Origin of the sequence: Bhargavaea sp. CC-171006, from assembly GCF_009761675.1 — a bacterium.
In the GTDB taxonomy this organism is placed as follows: Bacteria; Bacillota; Bacilli; order Bacillales_A; family Planococcaceae; genus Bhargavaea; species Bhargavaea changchunensis.
In genome coordinates, this window is sequence record NZ_QUZH01000006.1 from 1 (window position 1) to 23553 (window position 23553).

General features: G+C 54.4%; 25 protein-coding genes. 18 read left to right on the forward strand and 7 right to left on the reverse strand.

The window, feature by feature from the left end; all coding sequences use genetic code 11:
• Positions 1-95: 95 nt before the first annotated feature.
• Positions 96-617 carry an antibiotic biosynthesis monooxygenase family protein gene (locus tag DZC51_RS02610; protein ID WP_157293821.1) on the reverse strand — a complete coding sequence of 174 codons (522 nt, stop codon included), beginning with the start codon at positions 615-617 and terminating at the stop codon, positions 96-98.
• Positions 618-828: 211 nt separating this feature from the next.
• Here DZC51_RS02610 and hemE point away from each other — a divergent pair, with 211 nt between their 5' ends.
• The 3 genes from hemE to DZC51_RS02625 all read left to right on the forward strand — a co-directional run bounded on the left by hemE (position 829) and on the right by DZC51_RS02625 (position 3421).
• Positions 829-1869, forward strand: coding sequence for a uroporphyrinogen decarboxylase (gene hemE / locus DZC51_RS02615; RefSeq protein WP_157293822.1), 1041 nt, complete (start codon positions 829-831; stop codon positions 1867-1869).
• 30 nt (positions 1870-1899) lie between these two features.
• Complete coding sequence (gene hemH, locus DZC51_RS02620) at positions 1900-2829, forward strand: ferrochelatase (protein ID WP_157293823.1); 930 nt, start codon at positions 1900-1902, stop codon at positions 2827-2829.
• 106 nt (positions 2830-2935) lie between these two features.
• Positions 2936-3421 carry a nucleoside deaminase gene (locus tag DZC51_RS02625; protein WP_157293824.1) on the forward strand — a complete coding sequence of 162 codons (486 nt, stop codon included), beginning with the start codon at positions 2936-2938 and terminating at the stop codon, positions 3419-3421.
• Positions 3422-3693: 272 nt separating this feature from the next.
• On the opposite strand, the gene DZC51_RS02630 is transcribed toward DZC51_RS02625, so the two are convergent.
• Positions 3694-4347, reverse strand: coding sequence for a LytR/AlgR family response regulator transcription factor (locus tag DZC51_RS02630; RefSeq protein WP_157293825.1), 654 nt, complete (start codon positions 4345-4347; stop codon positions 3694-3696).
• 188 nt (positions 4348-4535) lie between these two features.
• On the opposite strand from DZC51_RS02630, the gene aceA reads away from it, so the two are divergent.
• The 5 genes from aceA (at position 4536) to DZC51_RS02650 (ending at position 8522) form a co-directional block, all read left to right on the forward strand.
• The gene (gene aceA, locus DZC51_RS02635; protein ID WP_157293826.1) at positions 4536-5813 is read left to right on the forward strand and encodes an isocitrate lyase; all 1278 of its coding nucleotides are present in this window, start codon (positions 4536-4538) and stop codon (positions 5811-5813) included.
• A gap of 18 nt (positions 5814-5831) precedes the next feature.
• Positions 5832-7442: a malate synthase A gene (gene aceB / locus DZC51_RS02640; protein ID WP_157293827.1), complete on the forward strand. Its 1611-nt coding sequence runs from the start codon at positions 5832-5834 to the stop codon at positions 7440-7442.
• Positions 7443-7469: 27 nt separating this feature from the next.
• Positions 7470-7598, forward strand: a complete 129-nt coding sequence (locus DZC51_RS16185; protein ID WP_008300729.1) for a hypothetical protein — start codon at positions 7470-7472, stop codon at positions 7596-7598.
• Positions 7599-7776: 178 nt separating this feature from the next.
• The gene (locus DZC51_RS02645) at positions 7777-8148 is read left to right on the forward strand and encodes a hypothetical protein (protein ID WP_157293828.1); all 372 of its coding nucleotides are present in this window, start codon (positions 7777-7779) and stop codon (positions 8146-8148) included.
• A gap of 107 nt (positions 8149-8255) precedes the next feature.
• On the forward strand, positions 8256-8522 hold the full coding sequence (locus DZC51_RS02650; protein WP_157293829.1) for a hypothetical protein: 267 nt from the start codon (positions 8256-8258) through the stop codon (positions 8520-8522).
• 206 nt (positions 8523-8728) lie between these two features.
• Here the strand turns inward: DZC51_RS02650 and DZC51_RS02655 are convergent, their stop codons facing one another.
• The 3 genes from DZC51_RS02655 to yhfH all read right to left on the reverse strand — a co-directional run bounded on the left by DZC51_RS02655 (position 8729) and on the right by yhfH (position 10422).
• Positions 8729-9511 carry a CPBP family intramembrane glutamic endopeptidase gene (locus DZC51_RS02655; protein ID WP_157293830.1) on the reverse strand — a complete coding sequence of 261 codons (783 nt, stop codon included), beginning with the start codon at positions 9509-9511 and terminating at the stop codon, positions 8729-8731.
• A 101-nt stretch (positions 9512-9612) separates the two neighbouring features.
• Positions 9613-10002, reverse strand: coding sequence for an RDD family protein (locus tag DZC51_RS02660; protein WP_157293831.1), 390 nt, complete (start codon positions 10000-10002; stop codon positions 9613-9615).
• Between the two features lie 294 nt (positions 10003-10296).
• Entirely contained in the window at positions 10297-10422 is a 126-nt protein-coding gene (gene yhfH, locus DZC51_RS02665; RefSeq protein ID WP_157293832.1) for a protein YhfH, read from the reverse strand.
• Positions 10423-10633: 211 nt separating this feature from the next.
• Between yhfH and lplA the strand changes: the two genes are divergently transcribed.
• The 10 genes from lplA to DZC51_RS02715 all read left to right on the forward strand — a co-directional run bounded on the left by lplA (position 10634) and on the right by DZC51_RS02715 (position 21583).
• Positions 10634-11626, forward strand: coding sequence for a lipoate--protein ligase (gene lplA / locus DZC51_RS02670; protein WP_157293833.1), 993 nt, complete (start codon positions 10634-10636; stop codon positions 11624-11626).
• Positions 11627-11757: 131 nt separating this feature from the next.
• Positions 11758-12462 carry a response regulator transcription factor gene (locus DZC51_RS02675; RefSeq protein ID WP_157293834.1) on the forward strand — a complete coding sequence of 235 codons (705 nt, stop codon included), beginning with the start codon at positions 11758-11760 and terminating at the stop codon, positions 12460-12462.
• A complete protein-coding gene (locus tag DZC51_RS02680) occupies positions 12459-13487 on the forward strand; it encodes a sensor histidine kinase (protein WP_157293835.1) in 1029 nt (342 codons plus the stop codon). Before DZC51_RS02675 ends, DZC51_RS02680 begins: the two co-directional genes overlap by 4 nt.
• On the forward strand, positions 13468-14241 hold the full coding sequence (locus tag DZC51_RS02685; protein WP_157293836.1) for an ABC transporter ATP-binding protein: 774 nt from the start codon (positions 13468-13470) through the stop codon (positions 14239-14241). Before DZC51_RS02680 ends, DZC51_RS02685 begins: the two co-directional genes overlap by 20 nt.
• The gene (locus DZC51_RS02690; RefSeq protein ID WP_157293837.1) at positions 14213-16135 is read left to right on the forward strand and encodes an ABC transporter permease; all 1923 of its coding nucleotides are present in this window, start codon (positions 14213-14215) and stop codon (positions 16133-16135) included. The genes DZC51_RS02685 and DZC51_RS02690 overlap by 29 nt, the downstream gene beginning before the upstream one ends.
• 156 nt (positions 16136-16291) lie before the next feature.
• A complete protein-coding gene (locus DZC51_RS02695) occupies positions 16292-17851 on the forward strand; it encodes a fatty acid--CoA ligase family protein (protein WP_157293838.1) in 1560 nt (519 codons plus the stop codon).
• Positions 17852-18002: 151 nt separating this feature from the next.
• Positions 18003-18173 carry a hypothetical protein gene (locus DZC51_RS02700; protein ID WP_157293839.1) on the forward strand — a complete coding sequence of 57 codons (171 nt, stop codon included), beginning with the start codon at positions 18003-18005 and terminating at the stop codon, positions 18171-18173.
• A 170-nt stretch (positions 18174-18343) separates the two neighbouring features.
• Positions 18344-20320 (forward strand): S9 family peptidase, encoded by a 1977-nt coding sequence (locus tag DZC51_RS02705; RefSeq protein WP_157293840.1) that lies wholly within the window; start codon positions 18344-18346, stop codon positions 20318-20320.
• A 16-nt stretch (positions 20321-20336) separates the two neighbouring features.
• Entirely contained in the window at positions 20337-20882 is a 546-nt protein-coding gene (locus DZC51_RS02710; RefSeq protein ID WP_157293841.1) for a GNAT family N-acetyltransferase, read from the forward strand.
• 83 nt (positions 20883-20965) lie between these two features.
• Entirely contained in the window at positions 20966-21583 is a 618-nt protein-coding gene (locus DZC51_RS02715; RefSeq protein WP_157293842.1) for a LysE/ArgO family amino acid transporter, read from the forward strand.
• 74 nt (positions 21584-21657) lie between these two features.
• Here DZC51_RS02715 and DZC51_RS02720 read toward each other — a convergent pair whose 3' ends face one another.
• Positions 21658-22875: an ABC transporter permease gene (locus DZC51_RS02720; protein WP_157293843.1), complete on the reverse strand. Its 1218-nt coding sequence runs from the start codon at positions 22873-22875 to the stop codon at positions 21658-21660.
• Positions 22872-23552, reverse strand: a complete 681-nt coding sequence (locus DZC51_RS02725) for an ABC transporter ATP-binding protein (RefSeq protein ID WP_157293844.1) — start codon at positions 23550-23552, stop codon at positions 22872-22874. Before DZC51_RS02725 ends, DZC51_RS02720 begins: the two co-directional genes overlap by 4 nt.
• Position 23553: the final 1 nt, after the last annotated feature.

Consider the following 23553-nt stretch of genomic DNA (forward strand, 5'->3'; position numbering starts at 1 on the left):
TTTTCAGGAATAGAAAAAACTGCAGACCAAGGAGTAGTTCACTCACTTTGTCTACAGTCTGAAACGGCGCCTGGGCGCCGTTTCCTGATGCCGGCTCAGATCTTTTCGTCTTCCGGCTTTTCTGTTTCATATTCAGTGATGTAAGAGGACGCGCTGAAGATGTGCTGTACTTTCTCTGCCGTCGTAGGCTGTTCTTTCCGGTCGTGCGCGCTCTTGAATGCCTGCGAACCCTTCCACAGTTCGTAGTGGTCTTTCGACTCCCAGGCGGTTACGACGCGATACGTATCGTCCTTGATCGGACGGAGAAGCCGGAAGGTGAGGAAGCCCGGCTGGCCGTCGACCATATTCGCCCGGTTCTGGAAGCGATGCTCGAAGATCGGACGCCCTTCGTCGGTGACCGGGATATTGTTGACGATATAATACCCGTGCTTGGCAAGCGGGCCGCTTGCGCCGATCACTTCATAGCGTTTCGGCGTCTGGAAAACGCTCTTGCCCTCCGTCTCGTGCAGAAGAAGCGAGTTCCCCGCACCGTGGAGGAGCACCATGTTTTCCCCGTTATGCTTTTCTTTGATTTTCTCCATGAATTCCGGCGTACCGGATGTGGTGTACAAGTTCATTTGACATACCTCCCGTATCTACCTATCCTGCATTAATTTTCCCACAGCCGGGCCGGTTAAAACAAGTGTGACCAATCCTTGACAAGATATATGTCCGAACCGTGTCGGGAAAGGTTAAATTCTATGACATTTGCCTCTCCAATCTATACAATAAATGATGGACAGCCTATAGTTAAAACGGAATGATTACGAAGAAAGTAGGAATCATGACATGACCAAGTTTAACGACACGCTGCTTCGCGCAGCCCGCGGGGAGAAAACGGAACACACACCGGTCTGGTTTATGCGCCAGGCGGGACGTTCCCAGCCGGAATACCGGAAGCTGAAGGAAAAGTACTCGCTGGAGGAAATTACCCACCAGCCGGAGCTTTGTGCCTATGTGACGAAGCTCCCGGTCGACCAGTACAACGTCGATGGGGCGATCCTCTACAAGGATATCGTCACCCCGCTCGCAGGCATCGGGGTGGATGTGAAGATCAAGTCCGGCGTCGGCCCGGTGATCTCCAACCCGATCCGCTCCCGCGCGGATATCGACCGCCTCGGCGAGTTCCATGCCGAAGAACAGGTGCCGTACGTGCTTGAGACCATAAAAATCCTGACAGAGGAGCAGCTGGACGTGCCATTGATCGGCTTTGCGGGTGCGCCGTTCACCTTGGCAAGCTATATGATCGAGGGCGGTCCGTCCCGCAGCTACAACCTCACAAAATCGTTCATGGTGTCGGAGCCGGAAGCCTGGCAGGCACTCATGGATAAACTCGCGGATATGGACATCGCTTACCTGAAGGCGCAAATCGCCGCAGGCGCGAAAATTGTTCAGGTGTTCGACTCGTGGGTCGGCGCATTGAGCGTGGCTGATTACCGCCGGTTCATCAAGCCGACGATGACTCGCATCGTCTCCGAAGTGAAAAAGACCGGCGTTCCGGTGATCACGTTCGGCGTCGGGGCAAGTCACCTGGCCAATGAATGGAACGACCTGCCTGTTGATGTCGTCGGCCTCGACTGGCGCCTCCCGATCAGAGAAGCAGGGGAGCGCGGCATCCAAAAGCCGGTCATGGGCAACCTGGACCCGACACTCCTGATTGCAGACTGGGACGTTATCGAAGAACGGGCGAAGGAAATCGTCGAGCAGGGCGTCGAACACGGCGCGCACATCTTCAACCTCGGCCATGGCGTCTTCCCGGACGTCCAGCCGGCGACACTCAAGAAGCTGACAGAGTTCGTCCACACGTACTCTGCGCAACTGAGAAAATAACCTAAACTCCTTAACTGGAAGGTGAAACGAATGGCGAAAAAGACGATGGGCCTTCTCGTCATGGCCTATGGAACCCCTTATAAGGAAGAAGACATCGAACCGTATTACACGCATATCCGCCGCGGCCGTCCGCCTGCGCCGGAGCAGCTCCAGGACCTGAAGGACCGCTACGAGGCGATCGGCGGAATATCCCCGCTCGCCAAGACGACCGACGAGCAGGCTGAAGCACTCGGCAAGCGGCTCAACGAAGTGCAGGACGACATCGAGTTCAAGGTGTATGTCGGCCTGAAGCACATCCACCCGTTCATCGAGGACACAGTGGAGAAGATGCATGAAGACGGCATTACAGAGGCGGTCACAATTGTCCTGGCACCGCACTACTCGACCTTCTCCGTCGAGTCGTACACCAAGCGCGCAAAGGAAAAAGCGGCGGAACTCGGCGATATGCAGATCCATTCCGTCAAGGACTTCTACCGCCAGCCGAAGTTCATCCAGTACTGGGAAGAGAAGATCCGTGAAGCATACGAGTCGATGACGGAAGAAGAACGCGAAAATGCGTGCCTTGTCGTCTCCGCGCACTCGCTTCCTGAGAAGATCAAGGAACACGGCGATCCGTATCCGGACCAGCTGGACGAGACTGCGAAGCTGGTTGCGGAAGCGGCTGACGTGAAGACTTACGCGGTCGGCTGGCAGTCCGAGGGCAATACGCCTGACCCATGGCTCGGCCCGGACGTCCAGGACCTGACGCGCGACCTTCACAAGGAACACGGCTACAAGGCATTCGTCTACACGCCGCTCGGATTTGTCGCGGAGCACCTCGAAGTGCTCTACGACAATGACTACGAGTGTAAAGTCGTCTGCGATGAAGTCGGCGCTTCCTACTACCGTCCGGAAATGCCAAAAACGCACCCGCTGTTTGTTGATGCGATGGCAGACGCTGTCATGGACGTACTGAAATAAGAAATGAGGGAATCGGGAACGGCTATGTGCCGTTCCCGATTTTTCGTTGGTCCTCTATCTGTTTCTTTATTAAGATGGACATAAAGGAAACAAGGAGGAGATTGAGATGATCACGGATGTGGATTTGAAGCATTTGCGGCGTTGTGTAGAGTTGGCGGAAACAGCGCTGGAGAAAGGGGACGAGCCATTCGGTTCGGTCCTTGTCTCCGCCGGCGGGGAAGTGCTTGCCGAAGACCATAACCACGTGGCAGGGGGCGATCATACCCAGCACCCGGAATTCGCGCTGGCGCGTTGGGCGGCGGAAAACATGACACCCGAAGAAAGAAGCGGGGCGACCGTCTATACATCCGGTGAACACTGCCCGATGTGCGCCGCGGCACACGGCTGGGTCGGCTTGGGCCGCATCGTCTATGCTTCTTCTTCGCAGCAGCTGGCAGAATGGCTCGCTGAACTGGGCGTCGCTCCTTCGCGTGTCCGGAACCTTTCCATACAGGAAGTGATCCGGGATGCTCAAGTAGACGGGCCGGTTCCGGAACTCGCGGAACAGGTACGGGAGCTGCATCGTGAGCTTCACAGTAAGGCGGGAAGGTGATAAGGGATTTTTGCGATTAGGATGTTTTAATTCCGGATCTACGGTTTCGTCCTTCATGGTCGGAGTCTCGTCATTCAAGGCCTCAGTTTCGTCATTCGTGGCCCTAATTTCGTCATTCGCACGGCCGGATCCAGCGAATGACGAAATGATCTGGATGAATGACGAAATCAGACGGTCGAATGACGAAACCTAACCGCTGAATGCGGAAATTGATTAAAAATCTTACGTACGAGAAACGCCGTTCCGGACATGCCGGAACGGCGTTTTCCATTTCAGAATCCGAGAACTTTCCTGAGCGTGGGGGCATGGGTCTGGCTGACCGGGATTTCCGATCCGTCCGATGTCGTGATGAGGAGTCCCGAGGTGAAGTCGTCTTTGCGGATGCGGCTGATGAAGTCCGTGTTGATGAGATAGGAGCGGTGCACCCGGAGGAAGGAGCCCGACAATTCCGCCTCCAGCTGTTTGAGTGTCCGGGTGGAGGCGAATTCTTCCCCGTCCGCATAGAACCAGGTTTTCTTGTCCGCGCTTTCGATGTGTGTGATGCGGCTGACGGAGACCGGCACCCAGTCTTCATCATTGCGGCCGGTCAGGTAACGGATCGGGGCGGCCTTCTCCGTTTTCTTTTCCTCGGGCAGGAGGATGATCACGGCACCCGGCAACGAATCAATTTCCACCGGATAGCCGATTCCATAATAGGAAGAGTCACGGTCGGGGAAGGACAGCCGGTCTTCCGCGCGCCGTCCTGTCTGCAACACCCGGTGGGCAATGTCCCCCGGAGTGACGGGATGGCCGGTGGCGAGCGGGATGTCCAGGCCCCGCTGGTCCAGATGAATGTAATGGCCGTCTGCCGCCACGGCAAATGCCGCCTTTTCCGGAATCCACTCACAAGCAAATTGCGCCAACTGTTCTAACACACCGTTTTTCATCTGATCTCCTCCATTCATCGGCGAACCGCCCATGTTCATCAAAGAATTTCCCTCTTTTGTCCGAAAACCCAGACAAAAAAGACGATTCTGTTATATAGTAAGTTACAACAAAGACAGCTGTTATGAAACAGTCAAAAAGAACTATTTTATAACAGCGTTAATAAAACCCTCTGAAAGGTGTGTATCGGATGACTACAAAACAGGCGGAAATCGAACAGATTGAAATGGGATGGCAGGATGAGCGGTGGAACGGAATCACACGGCCTTACACGGCGGAAGATGTGTACCGCCTCCGCGGCTCCGTCCAGATTGAACATACGCTCGCAAAGCGCGGAGCGGCACGGCTCTGGAAATCCCTTCAGGAACAACCGTTCATCAACGCACTCGGCGCACTCACCGGGAACCAGGCGATGCAGCAGGTCAAAGCAGGACTGCAGGCCATCTACCTGAGCGGCTGGCAGGTCGCAGCTGACGCGAACATCTCCGGCCATATGTACCCTGACCAGAGCCTTTACCCGGCAAACAGCGTGCCGCATGTCGTCAAGCGCATCAATCAGGCGCTCCAACGCGCAGACCAGATCGACCGCGCGGAAGGCCGTGAAGGATTTGACTGGTTCGCGCCGATCGTCGCGGACGCGGAAGCCGGATTCGGCGGACCGCTCAACGTCTTTGAACTGATGAAAGGCATGATTGAATCTGGAGCTGCCGGCGTCCACTTCGAGGACCAGCTCGCGTCCGAGAAGAAATGCGGACACCTCGGCGGCAAGGTCCTTCTCCCGACGCAGAACGCAGTCAAAAACCTGATCTCTGCCCGTCTGGCGGCAGACGTCATGGGCGTCCCGACCATCATCATCGCCCGCACCGATGCGGATGCGGCCGACCTGATCACAAGCGACATCGACCCTGCGGACCACGAGTTCATCAAAGGAGAGCGCACGCCGGAAGGCTTCTACCGCACACGTGCCGGCATCGACCAGGCGATTGCACGCGGCCTCGCCTACGCGCAGTATGCCGACCTGATCTGGTGCGAGACATCCAAGCCGTCTCTTGAAGAAGCGAAAAAGTTCGCCGATGCAATCCATGAGAAGTTCCCGGGTAAGATGCTCGCGTACAACTGCTCGCCATCATTCAACTGGGAAGCGAACCTCGACAAGGAAACGATTGCCGAGTACCAGCGCGAAATCGCGAAGATGGGCTACAAGTTCCAGTTCGTCACGCTCGCCGGTTTCCACTCGCTGAACCACAGCATGTTCGAACTGGCAAATGCGTACAAGGATGAAGGCATGGCAGCCTACTCCCGTCTCCAGCAGGCCGAGTTTGCCAGCGAGGAAAAAGGCTACACGGCGACACGCCACCAGCGCGAAGTCGGCACCGGTTACTTCGACGAAGTCGCGCAGGTCATTTCCGGCGGCCAGTCGTCGACAACCGCGATGGCAGGGTCCACGGAAACCGCGCAGTTCGCATAAGGGAAGGAGCGGGTGTACATGACGACAAACGAAACGGCAAGGGAGCGGCAAGTCAATGTCACGGGCGGCCGGACGCCGTCCTCGGATACGATTCTGACCGAAGACGTACTCCGCTTTATCGGCGAACTGCATGAGCGGTTCAACAACCGGCGGCTTGAATTGCTGGAAAAGCGGATGGAGCGCCAGGCAAGGTTTGATGCGGGGGAGCAACCGGACTTTCTTCCAGAGACGGAACAGATCAGGGAGGGTGATTGGGAAGTCGCCCCGATCCCTGACGACCTGAAGGACCGCCGGGTGGAAATCACCGGTCCGGTCGAGAGGAAGATGGTCATCAACGCGCTGAACTCCGGTGCGAAGACCTTTATGGCTTGCTTCGAGGACGCCACCTCCCCGACATGGGAAAACATGATCGAGGGCCAGAAGAATATGCATGATGCCGTACGGCGGACGATTTCCTACACCCGTCCGTCCGACGGCAAGGAATATAAACTGAACGACGAGACGGCGGTCCTGATTGTCCGACCGCGCGGGTGGCATCTGGAAGAGCGCCATGTCACGGTCGGCGGGGAGCCGGTGTCCGGCAGCTTGTTCGACTTCGGGCTCTTCTTCTATCACAACGCGAAAGAACAGATCGCCCGCGGAACGGGGCCGTATTTCTACCTTCCGAAGGTGGAAAGCCACCTGGAGGCACGCCTCTGGAATGATGTCTTCACCTATGCACAGGAGCGACTCGCCATCCCTCATGGCACGATCCGGGCCACTGTCCTGATCGAGACGATCCTCGCCGCATTCGAAATGGATGAAATCCTCTATGAACTGCGTGACCACGCGGCAGGGCTCAACTGCGGACGCTGGGACTATATCTTCAGCTTCCTGAAGCGGTTCCGGAACCAGGACGGTGTGCTGCTTCCGGACCGCGGCCAGGTCACGATGACAGCGCCGTTTATGAGGGCCTACACCCAACTGTGCATCAAGACGTGCCATAAGCGCGGCGCGATGGCGATCGGCGGCATGGCGGCCCAGATCCCTGTCAAGGGCGATGAAGAAGCCAACGCAGATGCTTTCAACAAAGTCGCCGAAGACAAACGGCGCGAGGCGTCCGACGGCCATGACGGCACTTGGGTCGCGCATCCCGGCCTCGTCCCGGTCGCGATGAAGGAGTTCAATGCCGTCATCGGCGACGAACAGAATCAGGTGGACCGGAAGCGGGAAGACGTCCAAGTGACCGGCCGGGATCTGCTTCAAGTACCGGACGGGACCATCACGGAAGGCGGCATCCGGACGAACATCAACGTCGGCATCCGCTATATCGCAGCCTGGCTTTGCGGCAGCGGGGCGGTCCCGATCAACAACCTGATGGAAGACGCCGCGACGGCTGAAATCTCCCGCTCGCAGATCTGGCAATGGATCCGCCACCCGGAGGCACGTCTCGATGACGGCAGGGAAATCACAGAAAGCCTATTCCGGCAGCTGCTTCAAGAGGAACTGTGGAAAATCCGAAAGTCGGAAGGCGCGGAACGGTTCACAGAAGGACGTTTCCAGGAAGCCGCCGACCTGTTCAAGGAACTCACGGAAAACGACGACTTTGAAGAATTCCTGACCGTGCCGGGATACGGCCGGCTGGCATAACCCCAAACCCATAAGGAGGAGATCTAAATGATGAAAAACCAGCAGAAGATCGAAAAGTCCCGGAAGATCTGTGTCGAGTGCGGTTGTGAAATCGTTGAGAAAGTCGAGTCCCTCCATCACGAATGCGAACGCTGCGTCGGGAAATCGGAGCAGTAAATGAAATAACGGGGAGCCGTCATCTTAGATGACGGCTCCTATTAGTTTTAATTTAAAGGGAAATTCTGTATGGGACCAGAATGCTATACCAAACGATTCATCGAAAGGTGGGACTATTATTGAGATTTTGCAGGCCTGGCAGCCCGTCACTTATTTGAAAGGAAGAAGTCTAGGGGACTTGGGTTTTTTTGAAGTCCTCACCCATTTTGATTACCTGAAACTCTCGTTCAGTGACTTGGCAGACACGAAAGTCGAAGTCATTTACGACCAGCCCGTTTCGCCTGTCGAGTATTACGTTTGGTCTTATCGGTTTTCAACTGAATATGGCAGGTTTGATTTGCTCAGCAAGGAAATGGATCTATCCACCGTAAAAGACGAGAGTTCGCTGTATTTCTATAAAGTCCTGAACTCGGAGTACCTGAAATGGTTCGATCACAATCCGCTCATCAACAGAAAGACGTACCCGAAACTGGAGCATCATCTGTACATGAACGGCGATCAGGTCTTTGAAGTCTTGTCCGAATACGAGCCGAGATTTATCAGAGTTTAACAACCATCAGGAGAGCTGTACATTTTGTTTTGATGCTTGTTTCCAGTTGTTTAAAGTATGGTCAGGAATGACATCGGCTTCAGGCCCTGACGTTAGGAGAGTCTTCTATGGATAATAAAAATTCCTCTGACCATTCCCGTTACAACGAACTTCTGGCCCATATTAAACATGGTCGTGAAATTGAATTTCTTTATCAAGGACAGGAGTACTTTATCTCAAAATCTATTGAAGGTAGGGCCTTATGGAACGGAAAAACACAATTAAGCCAAATTTATAAAGATGATGATGATGCATTGAATTTTATAGAAGTTAATGGAAAAAAGTTGAAAGATCTCTTTAAGGAATCAAAAGTCGTGATTCAAACAATTTTTTAATGTTTGCGCTCTATTCATTCAAATGGAGCGCAATTATGTAGAATGCAGGATTAAAGGATCGGCCTCCGATGATTCTAATTAGGAAGGGGGGGCAACGCTGCGTCGGCAGTGAACAAATCAAAGGAGCCATCACTTCAGGATGGCTCCTTTGATTTTTATAAACAATGGCCTGACGAAAGCACAAGAGCTTTTACTGTGTCAAAAGGTCAAAGTATGAAACCACTTAAGACCATCCCCATATTCACAACAAAATGAAGTGCGATTGCCGGAAAGATGCTGTTTGATTTTATTACGACCATACCGTAAAACAATCCACCGAAAGAAAATAATAAACTAACGATGAATGGAATCCCTACAATAACGTGTAATAAACCAAAGCCGATGCTTGTAATGATTAAGGCATTTATAACAGAAATGTGCTCCATTAAATTGGTTAGCATGATGCCTCGCCAAATCATTTCTTCAAGTGAGGCGTTGATGATCGAGAAGAGGATAGCAAATAATAATATGGATTTAATAAAAGCAGAGTCTTGTTGAAGAAGAAAAGGGAGAAAGGCTATTACGGATACGATTAACCCAATTAGCATAAAGCGGGAAAGTTTAACTGTATGGAATGGCATAGAAATGGATTGACTCCATTTAGGTTTGTGATTGAAAAAGGTGATTTTCTTATTTAGATATAGGTTAACGATACTTATGCCTAAAAAAATCATAAGAAGTAGTCCTCTATTAACCAGCACCTTTACCTCTTTTGATATATCAAAATCATATATGAATGAATTCGTTAGTTGATATAGGAAAAAACTGATCAGAAACGCGATAAAGATTGAAATGACAAACCGATGAGACCCAATTGTAAGATGGATCATGAGTAAAATGGCAATGATGCCGGCCACTCCAACCCAGATACTATATGAAATGAAGATGATACCGAGAAAAAAGAGTAGGGCTATTAATGATAATGTGAATTTCTTGTCAGCTGAAAACATCCCCATCCCCTATTCGAAAGTCAAACACACTTTGATTATACGATTGCCAAAGTGTTTCTTATTCGTTAATTAAGATGCTGAAAACGCCATGAAAGTTTATATCACTGTTCCTTCACAACCGTCCCTGAAATCCGGTCGTGAGGGAACAGCGCCCCGTCCTGTGCCTCGAAGGCATCCCGGTCTTTCAGGTACTGGAATGTGCTGATGGTGTCCCGATAGGCCATTCGCTTGACGATCTGGCAGGGCGTCGGTTCGGTTCCGTCCACGTTTTCAAGGGCCAGTCCCATCGTCTTGTAGCCGATGGTCCGGCCGCTGTTCCGGAGCTGTGCGTATTCCAGGGCCCACATGACGGCGGTCGGGGTGACGAGCGCATGGAAGGCCTCGCTTTTGATTTTCTTCCGTAACAGGTATTCGACGCCTGCAGTTGCGGCGGTTGATACGGCCAGGTCAATCAGGTAGGCCCTAAATCGTTTCTTGGTGATCGGCTTCACTGTGGTTCCTCCCATTCGTGTCTTGTATGTCTGGGATACGTAATGACAGAATGATTGGTTTCATTCAATGGAACGGATACAGAAAAAGCGGTAAAAGCTTACTTTCCGTTTTATCGGACGATTTACTGCCTCATCTCCGATTTACTCTGTTTCATCCGTTTTCTATGGGACAAACTGTACTGATACAAAATAAATCTATCTGTACTATAAAAGCGCTTTCATAACTGTTTTGAAACAGAAGAAAAACGCCCCGGACAGAAGATCCGGGGCGCCGTTAAGGTCGGTTGGCTGTTGTTATTTGCAGTTGCATTTGTCGCACTTATTGCTGTAGCACTCGTGTTGCTCCTCGATTTTTTCACCACAGTCAGCACACATTTTCGGAGGCAGGTTCTTGAAGAATTCAACGACACTTTCCATCATTCCGCATTCTCCTCTCGATGAAGTTTTGTTATACAACTTCTGTTGTTGTACACAGTGTATTATAACAGTGGTTTGGGTGTCAATGGTTTTCACCTAATTTTATAAATATTTTTTCATATTGGTTTCGGACACTTTCGGACAGCCTAATCGCGGGAGCGTTTTGGGGGTGTGTGATAAACTGAATGAAGCAAAATGACAGGAGGTCGAACCATTGAAATTCATTGACAACAAGGGCATCCACGACCCGTACATCAACCTCGCGATCGAGGAATACATCCTGAATACATTCGATACGGATAAGGATTCTTATCTGCTGTTCTACATTAACGGCCCGTCCATCATCGTCGGCCGCAACCAGAACACCATCGAGGAGATCGATGCCGGCTACGTGGATAAAAACGGCATCAAGGTCGTCCGCCGGCTTTCCGGCGGCGGAGCGGTGTACCACGACCTCGGCAACCTGAACTACAGCTTCATCACGAAAGATGATGGCGAGAGCTTCCGCAACTTCAGGAAGTTTACGCAGCCGGTCGTCGACGCGCTCAACAACCTCGGCGTCAAGGCCGAGCTACAGGGGCGCAATGACCTGCTCGTCGAAGGCCGTAAGATCTCGGGTAACGCCCAGTTCTCGACTCAGGGCCGCATGTACAGCCACGGCACGCTCATGTTCGATACGGACATCGGCGAAGTCGTGAACGCCCTGAAGGTCAAAAAAGACAAAATCGAGTCCAAGGGCATCAAATCGATCCGGTCCCGCGTCGCGAACATCTCCGAGTTCCTCGAGGAGCCCATGACGGTTGAAGAGTTCCGCCAGTACATCCTCGAGCAGGTCTTCGGCGGCAAGGACAAGATCGAGTACATCGAACTCACGGAAGACGATTGGGAGAACATCAAAAAGCTGTCCGAGAAGCGTTACGGCAACTGGGACTGGAACTACGGCAAATCACCCAAGTTCAACATGTCCCACTCGAAACGCTTCCCGGTCGGCGGCATTGATGTGAAGCTGGATGTGAACAAAGGCAAGATCGAGGATGCGGCGATCTTTGGTGACTTCTTCGGCGTCGGCGAAGTGGCCGAGATTGAAGAGGCCCTTAAAGGTGTGCAGTACAGCACGGAAGGCATCGAGAAGGCGATCGAGGGCATCGATATCGAGAAGCTGCTCGGCGGCATCACGAAACAAGAGTTCATCGACCTGATTTACTGATTAATGGAAGACCATACAAAGGGGACCCGACAGACGCCGGGTCCCTTTTCTGCTATCATAAAAGCAGTGAAAACACGGATTCCGGCCTGAGTAATCCGGCTGGAACCGGAAATGGAAAAGAGGGACTGAACGTGGAACAACACCGGATCCTCATCATTGAAGACGACCGAAAAATCGCCTCGCTCCTTGCCGAGACGCTAAGGAAATATCATTACAACGTTAAGACAGCCGATGACTTCGACCGGATCTTGGAGGCGGAGGCCGAGTTCTCCCCGCATTTGATCCTGCTTGATATCAACCTGCCGTCCTATGACGGCTATTATTGGTGCCGCCAGCTGCGGCAGCGGACGACCGTTCCGATCCTGTTCATCTCCGCCCGTTCCGGCGAGATGGACCAGGTGTTTGCGCTGGAAAACGGCGGGGACGACTTTATCACGAAACCGTTCAACTACGAAATCGTCCTGGCGAAGATCAGAAGCCATCTGCGCCGGTCATTCGGCGAATATGCGCCAAAAATGGAAGAGCGAACTGTCCGCCTCGGCCGGCTGGAGCTGTATCCGGAGCGGATGGAACTGCATGCGCACGGACAGGAGATCCCGCTCCAGAAAAAAGAGTGCGTCATCCTGGAGCTCCTCCTGTCCGAATCGCCGAAGGTTGTATCGCGTGAGAGGTTCCTTGAGGAACTGTGGGATGACCAGGCGTTCGTCGACGAAAACACGCTGAACGTCAATATGACCCGTGTGCGAAAAAAGCTTGCCGACTACGGCATCCAATCACAGATTGAGACAGTTCGCGGGGCGGGCTACCGGTTTAACGCCGCGCCGGGGGAAGCATGAAGGCACTCCGCCTGTTTCTCCGGGAGCATTCGGCCTATCTCGTGTTTCATGCGCTGCTGACTGTTTTCATCCTGTCGCTGTATTGGCTGGACGGTTTCCGGAACGTGGATACCGCTGTTTACTCGGTCGTCATGGTCATCATCCTGACAACGCTTTTTCTGACTGCCCGCTTTATCGGGCGAAGGACATACTACAACCGGATCCTGAAGCAACCGGCCAAAATGGAGGACCTCCTCATTCGGACCTCGAAATCCCCGGAAACTTCGGAGGCCGAGCGTTTCGGCCATGAAGTGTACGGCATTTACCAGAGGGAAGTGCAGGCGCTGCGCTCGGAAAATGAACGTCATGAGACGTTCATGAATCAGTGGGTGCACCAGATGAAGACGCCGCTGTCGGTCATCTCACTGCTGCTGCAGGAAGAGGAAGTGGACCGGGAAGCGATCGGTGAAGAGGCCGACCGGATCCGGCGCGGCCTTGAGACCGTCCTGTTAAATGCACGGCTCGGTACCTTCGAGCGGGACATGCAGATTGCCCGTGCGGACCTTGCCTCGCTTGTCCGCGAAGTGATTTCGGAGCATAAAAAGCTGTTCATCACAAACCGGGTCTACCCGTCTTCCTCGATCGAAGAGGGACTCACCGTCACGACGGATCCGAAATGGATGAAGACGATCATTGCCCAGTTCATCACGAATGCCGTGAAGTACACGCAGGGTGAAGGGAAACATGTGTACTTTAGCGCGGACAGGACAGAGGACGGAATCCGGCTGACCGTCAGGGACGAGGGAATCGGAATTCCGGCTTCTGACCTGAAGCGAGTCACCCATGCGTTCTTTACCGGAGAAAACGGAAGGCTGACAGGTGAGTCGACAGGGATGGGGCTGTTCATCGCAAAGGAAGTGTGCGACCAGCTCGGCCACGGCCTGGAGATCGAGTCGGAACCCGGGAATGGGACGGCGGTATCCGTCCTCTTCAGGGAGAAGAAGGAAGAAGGAAAGGAAGAGGCGCATGCCGATCGTCAGCATTGAAGACGTCATCAAGATCTATGAGGGAAAAGTGACTCACCGGGCGCTTGACCGGCTCAGCTTCGACGTGGAGGAAGGAGAATTCCTTGCCGTCATGGGACCATCCGGAAGCGGCAAAACGACGCTTCTGAATCTGATCTCCGGCATTGACATGCCGACATCGGGAAGAGTGCTCATCAAAGGGACCGATCCGTCGGAGCTCCGGCCGGATGACCTGGCCCGATTCCGCCGCCGCGAGCTCGGTTTCGTCTTCCAGGACTTTAACCTGCTGCGGATGCTGACGGTCGAGGAAAACATCGTCCTTCCGCTGACGCTTGACCTGCTGCCCGTCGCGGAGATGGACGCGCGGGTCAAGGCGGTCACCGCACGCCTCGGATTGGAAGGCATCCTTCACAAACGGCCGGATGAGATTTCGGGCGGACAGGAGCAGCGTGTTGCGATTGCGCGTGCGCTCGTCCACCGGCCGTCAATCGTCCTTGCAGACGAGCCGACGGGGAATCTGGACTCGAACGCAGCGCGCGAAGTGCTGGACCTGCTCGGGACGATCAACCGCGAAAACCGGACGACGTTCATCATGGTGACCCATGATCCGATCGCTGCCAGCTACTGTGACAGGGTGCTCTTCATCAAGGACGGCGCTTACTACAATGAAATCCACAAGGACGACCGCCGAAGGACGTTCTTCCAGCGCATTCTGAACATGCTGTCGCTTCTGGGGGGCAACGTCGATGACCTTTCGTCAGTTCGCCTACCGTAACGTCGTCCGGAACCGCCGTGTCTACGCAGCGTTCTTCCTGGCGAGCGTGTTTTCAGTCATGGTGTTTTTCCTTTATTCGATGCTCATGTTCCATCCGGGCATCGGGGAACGGTTCATCACCGGCATCACGCTGATCGGGATGACCACGGCGGACATTATCCTGTATGTGTTCATGCTGTTTTTCCTGTTTTATTCGATGCGTGCGTTTATGCAGGCGCGCTCGGGTGAATTTGCAGTGCTCCTTCAGATCGGCATGGAGCGCCGGCAGCTCGGGAAGCTGCTGCTTCTTGAGATGCTGCTTCTTGGTGCCGCATCAACCGCGAGCGGCATCGTGCTCGGGTTCGCGTTCTCGAAGTACTTTTTCATGATTGTCCGCGAATTGCTCCAGCTTCCTGCTTTGCCGCTGTATGTTTCCTGGGAACCGTTCCTGATGACAGCGGGCGCTTTTTTTAGCCTGTTCCTCATGATCGGTCTGCTATCCGCCTACATTGTCGCCAACCGGGACATCTCGGAATTCAGGAAGGGGATCGGCGGGGAGGCGGATCCGTTCGGTTATTCACCTGGCAGGGCGGCGGCCGGCATTCTGTTGCTGCTGTCATCCTACGGGGCGGCGCTGCTTGCCGGGCGGGTGAATGTCCTGTATCTCTCGGTGCTGCTCCCGCCAGCGGCCACGCTCGGGACGTATTATTTCTTCTCGCACTCGATCCTGTACTTGCTCGACCTGTTCAGGGACCAGAAAAGCCTGTACTGGAAGCGGGCGCGGCTCGTGTCGCTTGCCGAGACCGCGGCGAAACTCCGGGACAACGCGAATATGTTCTTTATCGTCGCGATTGTCTCGACCGTCGCGTTCCTGTCGGTCGGGACGCTTGCAAGCCTTGCCACCTATACGGCACAATACCGGGCACTGAACCCGCTAGGCCTCGTCTACGAAAGCTTCCAGGGCAACCCGCATGAATATGAGCATGTGACCGGGCTGATGCAAGAACTGGAAAACGCGGGTCTCGAGTACACCCACGTGCCGCTCACCGTCGCCAGGGAAGAATCCTCCTTCTCGGGGCAGCCAATCAATATCCTTCGTGAGGGCGAGGTCAACCGGCTCGCGGAAGCGCTTGGCGCGGGATCGGTACGCTTGAGTCCTGGTGAGGCCATCTTCCTTCCTTATTCAACGGAAGCCGCCCCCAGGCTGCAGGATGCGGATATCCAGACGGTGCTGGAGGAAAGCGGAGTGGAAGTCCATGTGAAAGGCGTAGTCGGGGGCCTTCTGCTGCCGGCCTACAGCCTCGGGACAAATTCGGTCGTTGTCAGCGAAACCGACTTCGTTAAAGTCGCATCCGCCCAGCAGGAGAACCTCCTCCGCATCCATGCATTCGATGTGCCGGATTGGGAGGGGACCGTCGGCATCGGGCTCTCGATCGAGCAGTCGATGGTCATGTCCGAAATTCAAAAAGGAGAGGCTCTGCCGTTCTACTTTAAGAACCCGGGGCTCGACTATTCGATTATCCGGTCGACATTCCACTTGCTGCTGCTGACCGGCCTGCTGGTCGCCATGGTCTTCCTGCTTGCCGCGGGCAGCTTTATCTACTTTAAGCTTTACACGATGCTTGACCGCGACAGGCGCCAGGCGGCCGTCCTGAAGCGGCTCGGCATGACAGAGCGTGAGTTCATCAAGATCGTCAACCGCCAGCTGATCCCGCAATTCTTCCTGCCTTGGGGAATCGCGATGCTCCACAGCACATTCGCCTTCATCTCCCTTCAGGCGATCTGGAAGGAATTCGCCGACATCTCGATCCTGAACGAGATGGCCCTCGTCCTCGTCGGCTTCACGGTGATCCAGCTGCTGTATTTCTATCTGATCCGCTGGCGTTATCTGGCGCATGTGAAAGGACCGGCTTGAGCGGTCCTTTTTTTGTGTGGAAGCAGTACAACATCCGGGAAGAAAGGGCTATGTTAAATTTCCTGACTACAGGTTGTCTGCTCTATATTATTGCTCTATAATAGTCACTGGGGATAGTGAATGACTATTCATTCAATTCAAACAAGGGGGATGGCTATGAATCTTGTGAAGCGCGTGCATCAGACGGCGCTTGAGGAACCGCAGAAGATTGCCTATCATTTCATGGGGAAAGACACGACTTACGCAGAGTTTGACCAGACGGTCGGGCTTCTGGCGGCCGGCCTTCAGAAAAGCGGCATCGGCAAGGGGGACCATGTCGTCTTCTTGCTTGGCAACACACCGCACTTCCTCGTTTCGCTGTATGCTACGATGCGAATCGGGGCGACAGCGGTGCCGGTCAACCCGATCTACTCACCTGAGGAGATCGCGTTCATCGTCCACAACAGTGACGCCAAGGCGGTCATCGCACTGGACAAGCTGTTGCCGCTGATCCAGCAGGCCTCTGCCGCGTTCCCGGCGGTTGAAAGCTATGTGATCTGCGAAACAGAGCCCGGGACAGAAGAAAAAATCGCTTCACTTCCTAAAGATGTGCATGGAAAAGTGAAACCGTTTACAAAAGTGGTTGCTTCTGGCGACGTCCCTGCGGAAGCGGTGGAAGTGGATGACGACGATACAGCTGTCATCCTCTATACGTCCGGAACAACCGGGCATCCTAAGGGCGCGATGCTTACACACAAAAACCTGTATTGCAATGCCCGTGATGTCGCGGACTACCTGCAGTTCAGCCCGGATGACCGCGTCGTCGCGACACTTCCGGTGTTCCACGTGTTCGCGCTGACAGTCGTGGTGAATGCCCCTCTGCTGCGGGGCGCTCAGGTGCTGCTCGTTCCGAAGTTCAGCCCGGCTGACGTATTCCGTGTCATCCGTGAGAAAGAGGCAACGATTTTCGCCGGCGTTCCGACGATGTACAACTTCCTCTATCAGTATCCGGAAGGGAACCCGGAAGATTTCAAGTCGATCAATCGTGCGATTTCCGGCGGATCGTCACTTCCTGTCGCACTGCTCCACAACTTTGAGGATAAGTTCAATGTCCGCATCTCTGAGGGCTACGGCCTGAGCGAGGCATCCCCGGTCACCTGTTTCAATCCGCTCGACCGCGATCGGGTACCAGGCTCGATTGGCACGAACATCATCAATGTGGAGAACAAAGTCGTTAACGAATATGGGGAAGAAGTGCCGGATGGGGAAGTCGGCGAACTCGTCGTCCGCGGTCCGAACGTCATGAAAGGCTACTATAAGATGCCGGAAGAGACGGCGGTCGCGCTCCGTGACGGCTGGCTCTACACGGGCGACCTTGCCCGTCGCGACGAGAACGGCTACTTCTACATCGTTGACCGCAAAAAAGATCTCGTCATTGTCGGCGGCTACAACGTCTACCCGCGCGAAGTGGAAGAAGTGCTCTATACGCACCCGGACGTGGTTGAAGCCGCGGTTGTCGGCGTGCCGGACTCCAACTATGGCGAAGCGATTCAGGCCTATGTCGTGAAGAAGGACGGGTCCGCCCTGACGGAACACGATCTGAAAGCCTTCAGCGCAGAAAAACTCGCGAAATACAAAATCCCGGCATCCATCGAATTCCTCGACGAACTGCCGAAAAACACCACCGGTAAAATCCTCCGGCGTTCGCTGAAGGACATGGCGGTCAATAGTAAGTAATAGTTGGTCAAGCCCGCCTTTTGCGGGCCTTTTGTATGTGCCGGGGTTGAATCGGGCCGCGAAAGTGACGCAAGTGACCGTGAAAGTGACGAAAGCGGTGCTGAAAGTGACGAATGGTTCCTGGTTGCATATCTGATAGGGGGGTGCTGTCTTGAAGTATCTTGAAGAAACGATCTTGATCGTATCCGCTGCATGGATGCTGATCTATTTCTTTTATCCGGCAGGCTCCGAGTTGCTGCAGCTGGCAATCTGGGCCATCCCGTTTGCCATGATCTACACGGCGATTCTGATGATTGTCGTTAAGCGGAAACGCGGAACGTGAACGTTTAACTGCAGTATGTTAACGTCTCACGCCAGTATGTTAACGTCTCAATGAACTATGTCAACGTTTCGCCCGCACTCCGGATCAAGCCTTAATAAAAGAAGAATATTGTTCCGCAAGTCGAAATAGTTTAGACTTATCAGTAGGTTTTGTTAAAGGGGGAGTTACTGATGAGCAAGAAGAACATTTCGGCTGAATCGCTATTTGAACTGTATTCCGTGGCGAATCCAAATCTGGCGCCGACGAGCGACAGAGCGGTATTTGTGCGGACGCATATGGACAAGGAAGAAAACAAGTACATTTCGAATCTGTTCCATGCGGATCTGGCATCCGGAGACGTGACGCAGTGGACGTACGGCAAGAATCGGGTGAGCAGTCCGGCGTGGTCCGCGGATGGCAGCAAGATCGCTTTCCTGTCCGACCGTGACGGCAAGAACCAGCTTTACGTGCTGAGCGCTGCAGGCGGAGAGGCGGAGCGGGTGACCGACTTTGCGAACGGGGTATCGGCATTTGCCTGGTCGCCATGCGGCAAGAAAGTATGGGTGAACGGAGCGGTCAAAAAAGACAAGTCGTTCACGGACAAGGAAGAGGAGAAAAAGGACAAGAACCCTGAGCCGGTCGTCATCGAGAAGATGAAGTATAAGGCGGACGGGCTCGGACTCCTTCCTCAGGACATGTTCCGCCAGATCGGTGTCGTGGACCTGGAATCGGGAGATGTGACGCAGTTTACGGAAGGCGATCATCAATACGGCCTGAACACGGTGTCCCCTGACGGCAAGAAGGTCGTCTTCAGCGTTAACCGCGCTGAAAACCAGGACTTCGAGTTCCGGGGCGCGCTGTATCTGACCGATGCGGAAACGAAGGAAGAGACTACGATCATCGATCAGGACGGCTACTACGGCGGTGCGACTTTCTCGCCGGACGGCAAGAAGATTGCCTTTATCGGCGCGGACCGCAGGCTCGAGAATGCGACACACACGGATGTTTATGTATATGATGTGACAGCCGGTTCTCTCACTGTCCTGACGGAATCGCTCGACGCGCCGGTCGGCGACCTTGTTGCGGCAGATTTCCAACAAGGTACTGAAACTCCTGCGGCTGTATGGGCGGGGAACGATGCACTTTACTTCCAGGTGTCCGTGATGGGCGATGTCCGCCTCTATTACGCGACGCTTGAAGGGGAACTGTATCCGGCCACACCAGAAAACGAGCATGTCTATGGCTATGACGTGACAAAAGACGGCAAGACTGCGCTCCTCACGGCAAGTAATCCGGTCCACCCGGGCGAGCTGTATGCCCAGGAAATCATGACCGGTGAACGCAAGGCACTGACTTCATTCAACCAGAAATTCATCGAGGAACATGAAATAGCCAAGCCGGAGCCAATCGTCTTCAAAGGTCCTAAGGACTGGGACGTACACGGCTGGATCATGAAGCCGGCCGGATTTGAGGAAGGGAAGAAGTACCCGCTCATCACGGAAATCCACGGCGGGCCGCACACGATGTATGCCAACACGTTCTTCCACGAATTCCAGGTGCTCGCTTCCAAAGGATACGGTGTGCTGTTCGTGAACCCGCGCGGCAGCCACGGCTACAGCCAGGAATTCGTCGACGCGGTGCGCCGCGACTACGGAAACGGCGACTATCAGGACATCATGGCGGGCGTCGATTATGCAATCGAAAACAACGACTGGATCGACACCGAGCGCCTTGGCGTCACGGGCGGCAGTTACGGCGGCTTCATGACAAACTGGATTGTCGGCCACACCGACCGCTTCAAGGCGGCCGTCACCCAGCGCTCGATCTCGAACTGGATCAGCTTCTTCGGGGTATCCGACATCGGCTACTACTTCAGCGAATGGCAGCACGGCGCAGTCATGGATGACGTGGAAGGGCTCTGGGACATCTCGCCGCTCAAATATGCGGCCAACGTCAACACGCCTCTCCTCATCCTCCACAGCGAGAAGGACTTCCGTTGCCCGATCGAGCAGGCGGAACAGCTATTCATCACACTGAAGCATATGGGCAAGGAGACGGTCTTCGTCCGCTTCCCGGAAGCCGACCACAACCTGTCGCGCACCGGCAAGCCGAACCTGCGCATCGAGCGTCTGGATCAGATCACGGAATGGTTCGAGAAGTACCTGTAAGAAAGGGACGAATCATTTGACATACACTGAAAACGGCACGACGATCCGCCCGGCCAAAGAGGCGGATCTCCGCCGCATGTGGGAACTCAGCTTCCGGGACAAAGACCCGGAATGGAAAAAGTGGGACGCCCCGTACTATCCGCACGAGCCGATGGCATGGGTTGCGTTCTACGAAAAGAAAGACAAGCTCGTCGACCAGGAGGACTACTGGCTGATCGAGCACGAAGGCACGATCATCGGCATGGTCGGCTACTACTGGGAGCACAAGCCGTCCCAGTGGCTTGAGATGGGCATCGCCATCTATGACCCGGCCTACTGGAACGGGGGCATCGGCACGACCGCCTTTAGAATGTGGCGGGACCATCTGTTCAACGCGATGCCGCTCGTCCGGACGGGGTATACCACCTGGTCCGGCAACGAGCGCATGATCCGGGCCGGCGAAAAGCTCGGATTCCAAATGGAAGCCCGCATCCGCAAAGTCCGCTACTGGAACGGGACGTACTACGACTCGATCCGGATGGGGATGCTGCGGGAAGAGTGGGAAGAACTCCAGAATAAGTGAGATTTAGAAACAGGCAGGGCACCGCGTCCCTGCCTGTTTTCTTCTGTTAAGATAGAAAGAAAAGAGAGATAGGGGACAATGGAATGCTTGCCGCTTTGATTCACGGGATCGTCCTTGCTTTTGGACTGATTCTGCCGCTCGGCGTACAAAATGTATTTATCTTTAACCAGGGGGCGACGCACCGGAAATTTTCACGGGCTCTGCCAGCCGTGGTGACCGCAGGGATCTGTGATATGTTGCTGATTCTGCTTGCGGTGATGGGGGTCTCGCTGATCGTCTTCAGCTTCGCCTGGCTCAAGAACCTGATCTTTCTCGTCGGCTTCTTTTTTATGGTGTATATGGGATGGTCGATTTTCCGGAGTGCTCCAGGAAACGGAGAGGGGCGGCGGGAGGCGCTATCGCCCAAGCAGCAGGTTCTCTTTGCAGCTTCGGTCTCGCTCCTCAACCCCCACGCCATCCTGGACCTGATCGGTGTCATCGGGCCGAGTTCTCTGGCATACGAAGGGGACCGGCTCGCTGTGTTCACAGCGGCGTGCATCGGAGTGTCATTTATCTGGTTTTTCGGTTTGGCACTGGCCGGCCGGATGGTCGGAAGGATGGATACCGGAGGAAGTGTCCTCAGACGATTAAATCAGGTTTCCGGGCTGATCATTTGGGGGATCGCCATCTATTTGGGCATTCAACTTGTGGATAACCTGTAGCCTCGGTGTGAAAGAGAAAGGCTATCATAAGCATGAAAAGGAGGCAGCGCATCTGATGCGCTGCCTCTTCCTCATCATTCATACCTCAACGCATCAATCGGGCTCAGCTTGGAGGCTTTGTTGGCCGGCAGGATGCCGAACACAATCCCGATCATCGAAGAGAAGAGGATTCCGATAATGACGACGACCGGGTTGATGATCGGAGAAAATGGCAGGACAAGTGCCAGAACTGCGGTTACGAGTGCCGCAAAACCGATTCCGATCAGTCCGCCGAGTGAAGTCAGTGTCACCGATTCGATCAGAAACTGCCGGAGAATCTGGCCTCGCGTTGCGCCGAGTGCCTTTCGCAGGCCGATTTCCCTCGTGCGCTCCGTGACGGAGACGAGCATGATGTTCATGACCCCGATGCCGCCGACAAGAAGCGAGATGCCGGCGATGCTGCTGATAAACAGGGTGATGGTCATGTAGAAGCTGTCGAATTCCTCGACATACGCGGACATGTCCTCTGCGACATACATGCCTTCTTCGCTGCCGGTAAGTTCAGTCAGCTTCTCGGCAGCGGCAAAGCCTGTTTCCGTCAGATTGTCTGGCTGTTCTGCAATCACGTTGATCGTATCGATCTCCGGACTCCCGAACATCATGGAAATGAGCGTGCGTGGCATCAGCATCTGTCCGTTTGAGAATTCCTCCATGTGCCGGAACTCAGGAGGCAGCGTGGACTCGTACACGCCGACCACTTTATACGGATTGTCGTTGATGTCAATGATCGCCCCGACCGCTTCTTCATCCGGCGCGAACATGTTCTCCCTTGTAAGGGAATCAATCATCGCGACGCGTGAGTAACTGTCATTGTCCCGGGTGTTCAGGCGGCGCCCTTCCAATAGTGTAAGGTCTTTGGCGATAAAGTACTGGTTGTCGACACCGATGATTTCCATGTCGGCAGTGTGTTCGTTATGGTTCATCGTGCCCCAGCCGCTGTTTGTGCCGAGAACATATTTCACGCCGGCTACTTCTTTCACCGCATCAAGCTGTTCACCGGTCACTGCAGGGGGCTCGACCCACATCATTTCCCCGTTTTCCTCGTACGTGGTCTGTTCAAAGTAGAGGGGGATGGCATTCTCGTCCGTGCTGAACAGGTCGTCCGCCATCTGTTGCCGTGCGCCATCACCGATCGCCACAACGATGATGACGGCGCTGACACCGATGATGATGCCGAGCATCGTCAGGATGGACCGGATTTTATGGTTCCAGATGGAGGACAGGGCGAGGGTAAAGCTTTCCCACAGGTTCATGAGGTCACCTTCCTGTCTTCCACGATCAGTCCGTCACGCAGGACGATAATGCGGTCTGTGTAGGCCGCAATTTCTTCTTCATGAGTAACGATGATGACCGTTTTGCCTTCGCGGTTCAGCTCGGTGAGCAGATCCATGATTTGTGCGCCTGTCTTTGAGTCCAGCGCGCCTGTCGGCTCATCTGCCAATATGACGGTGGGCTGGTTGACCAGCGCACGGGCGATGGCTACCCGCTGTTTCTGGCCGCCCGACAGTTCGCTCGGAAGATGTCCGGTCCTGTCCTTCAGGCCGACTTTATTCAATAGGCCCAAGGCGCGTGCTGTACGTTCCTTTTTCGAGATACCTGCGTAAAGCAGAGGCGTTTCCACATTTTTCTGGGCGTTCAGGCGGGGGAGCAGGAAGAACTGCTGGAACACAAAGCCGATGTGTTTGTTGCGCAGGCCCGCCAGCTGCTTTTCATTGGCCTGCTTCACGTCTTCGCCGTTCAGGGAGTAAGTGCCGCCGGTCTGCTTGTCGAGGAAGCCGATGATGTTCATCAGCGTGGATTTGCCGGAACCGGACGGTCCCATGATTGCCACGAATTCGCCGTCTCCGATTTCCAGATCAATGCCGCGGAGAACCGGAACGGCAAGACTTCCGCTCCCGTAGGTTTTTGTAAGCTGAGAAAGCCTGATCATG

Bases quoted from the DNA above. Each gene is read 5' to 3' on its own strand.
- DZC51_RS16185 (WP_008300729.1), top strand. From the start codon at position 7,470: ATGATGAAAAACCAGCAGAAGATCGAAAAGTCCCGGAAGATCTGTGTC.
- DZC51_RS02655 (WP_157293830.1), bottom strand. From the start codon at position 9,511: ATGTTTTCAGCTGACAAGAAATTCACATTATCATTAATAGCCCTACTC.
- DZC51_RS02610 (WP_157293821.1), bottom strand. From the start codon at position 617: ATGAACTTGTACACCACATCCGGTACGCCGGAATTCATGGAGAAAATC.
- DZC51_RS02725 (WP_157293844.1), bottom strand. From the start codon at position 23,552: ATGATCAGGCTTTCTCAGCTTACAAAAACCTACGGGAGCGGAAGTCTT.
- yhfH (WP_157293832.1), bottom strand. From the start codon at position 10,422: ATGATGGAAAGTGTCGTTGAATTCTTCAAGAACCTGCCTCCGAAAATG.
- aceB (WP_157293827.1), top strand. From the start codon at position 5,832: ATGACGACAAACGAAACGGCAAGGGAGCGGCAAGTCAATGTCACGGGC.
- DZC51_RS02630 (WP_157293825.1), bottom strand. From the start codon at position 4,347: ATGAAAAACGGTGTGTTAGAACAGTTGGCGCAATTTGCTTGTGAGTGG.
- hemE (WP_157293822.1), top strand. From the start codon at position 829: ATGACCAAGTTTAACGACACGCTGCTTCGCGCAGCCCGCGGGGAGAAA.
- DZC51_RS02705 (WP_157293840.1), top strand. From the start codon at position 18,344: ATGAGCAAGAAGAACATTTCGGCTGAATCGCTATTTGAACTGTATTCC.
- aceA (WP_157293826.1), top strand. From the start codon at position 4,536: ATGACTACAAAACAGGCGGAAATCGAACAGATTGAAATGGGATGGCAG.
- DZC51_RS02715 (WP_157293842.1), top strand. From the start codon at position 20,966: ATGCTTGCCGCTTTGATTCACGGGATCGTCCTTGCTTTTGGACTGATT.
- DZC51_RS02685 (WP_157293836.1), top strand. From the start codon at position 13,468: ATGCCGATCGTCAGCATTGAAGACGTCATCAAGATCTATGAGGGAAAA.
- DZC51_RS02650 (WP_157293829.1), top strand. From the start codon at position 8,256: ATGGATAATAAAAATTCCTCTGACCATTCCCGTTACAACGAACTTCTG.
- DZC51_RS02690 (WP_157293837.1), top strand. From the start codon at position 14,213: ATGACCTTTCGTCAGTTCGCCTACCGTAACGTCGTCCGGAACCGCCGT.
- DZC51_RS02625 (WP_157293824.1), top strand. From the start codon at position 2,936: ATGATCACGGATGTGGATTTGAAGCATTTGCGGCGTTGTGTAGAGTTG.
- DZC51_RS02695 (WP_157293838.1), top strand. From the start codon at position 16,292: ATGAATCTTGTGAAGCGCGTGCATCAGACGGCGCTTGAGGAACCGCAG.
- DZC51_RS02680 (WP_157293835.1), top strand. From the start codon at position 12,459: ATGAAGGCACTCCGCCTGTTTCTCCGGGAGCATTCGGCCTATCTCGTG.
- hemH (WP_157293823.1), top strand. From the start codon at position 1,900: ATGGCGAAAAAGACGATGGGCCTTCTCGTCATGGCCTATGGAACCCCT.
- DZC51_RS02720 (WP_157293843.1), bottom strand. From the start codon at position 22,875: ATGAACCTGTGGGAAAGCTTTACCCTCGCCCTGTCCTCCATCTGGAAC.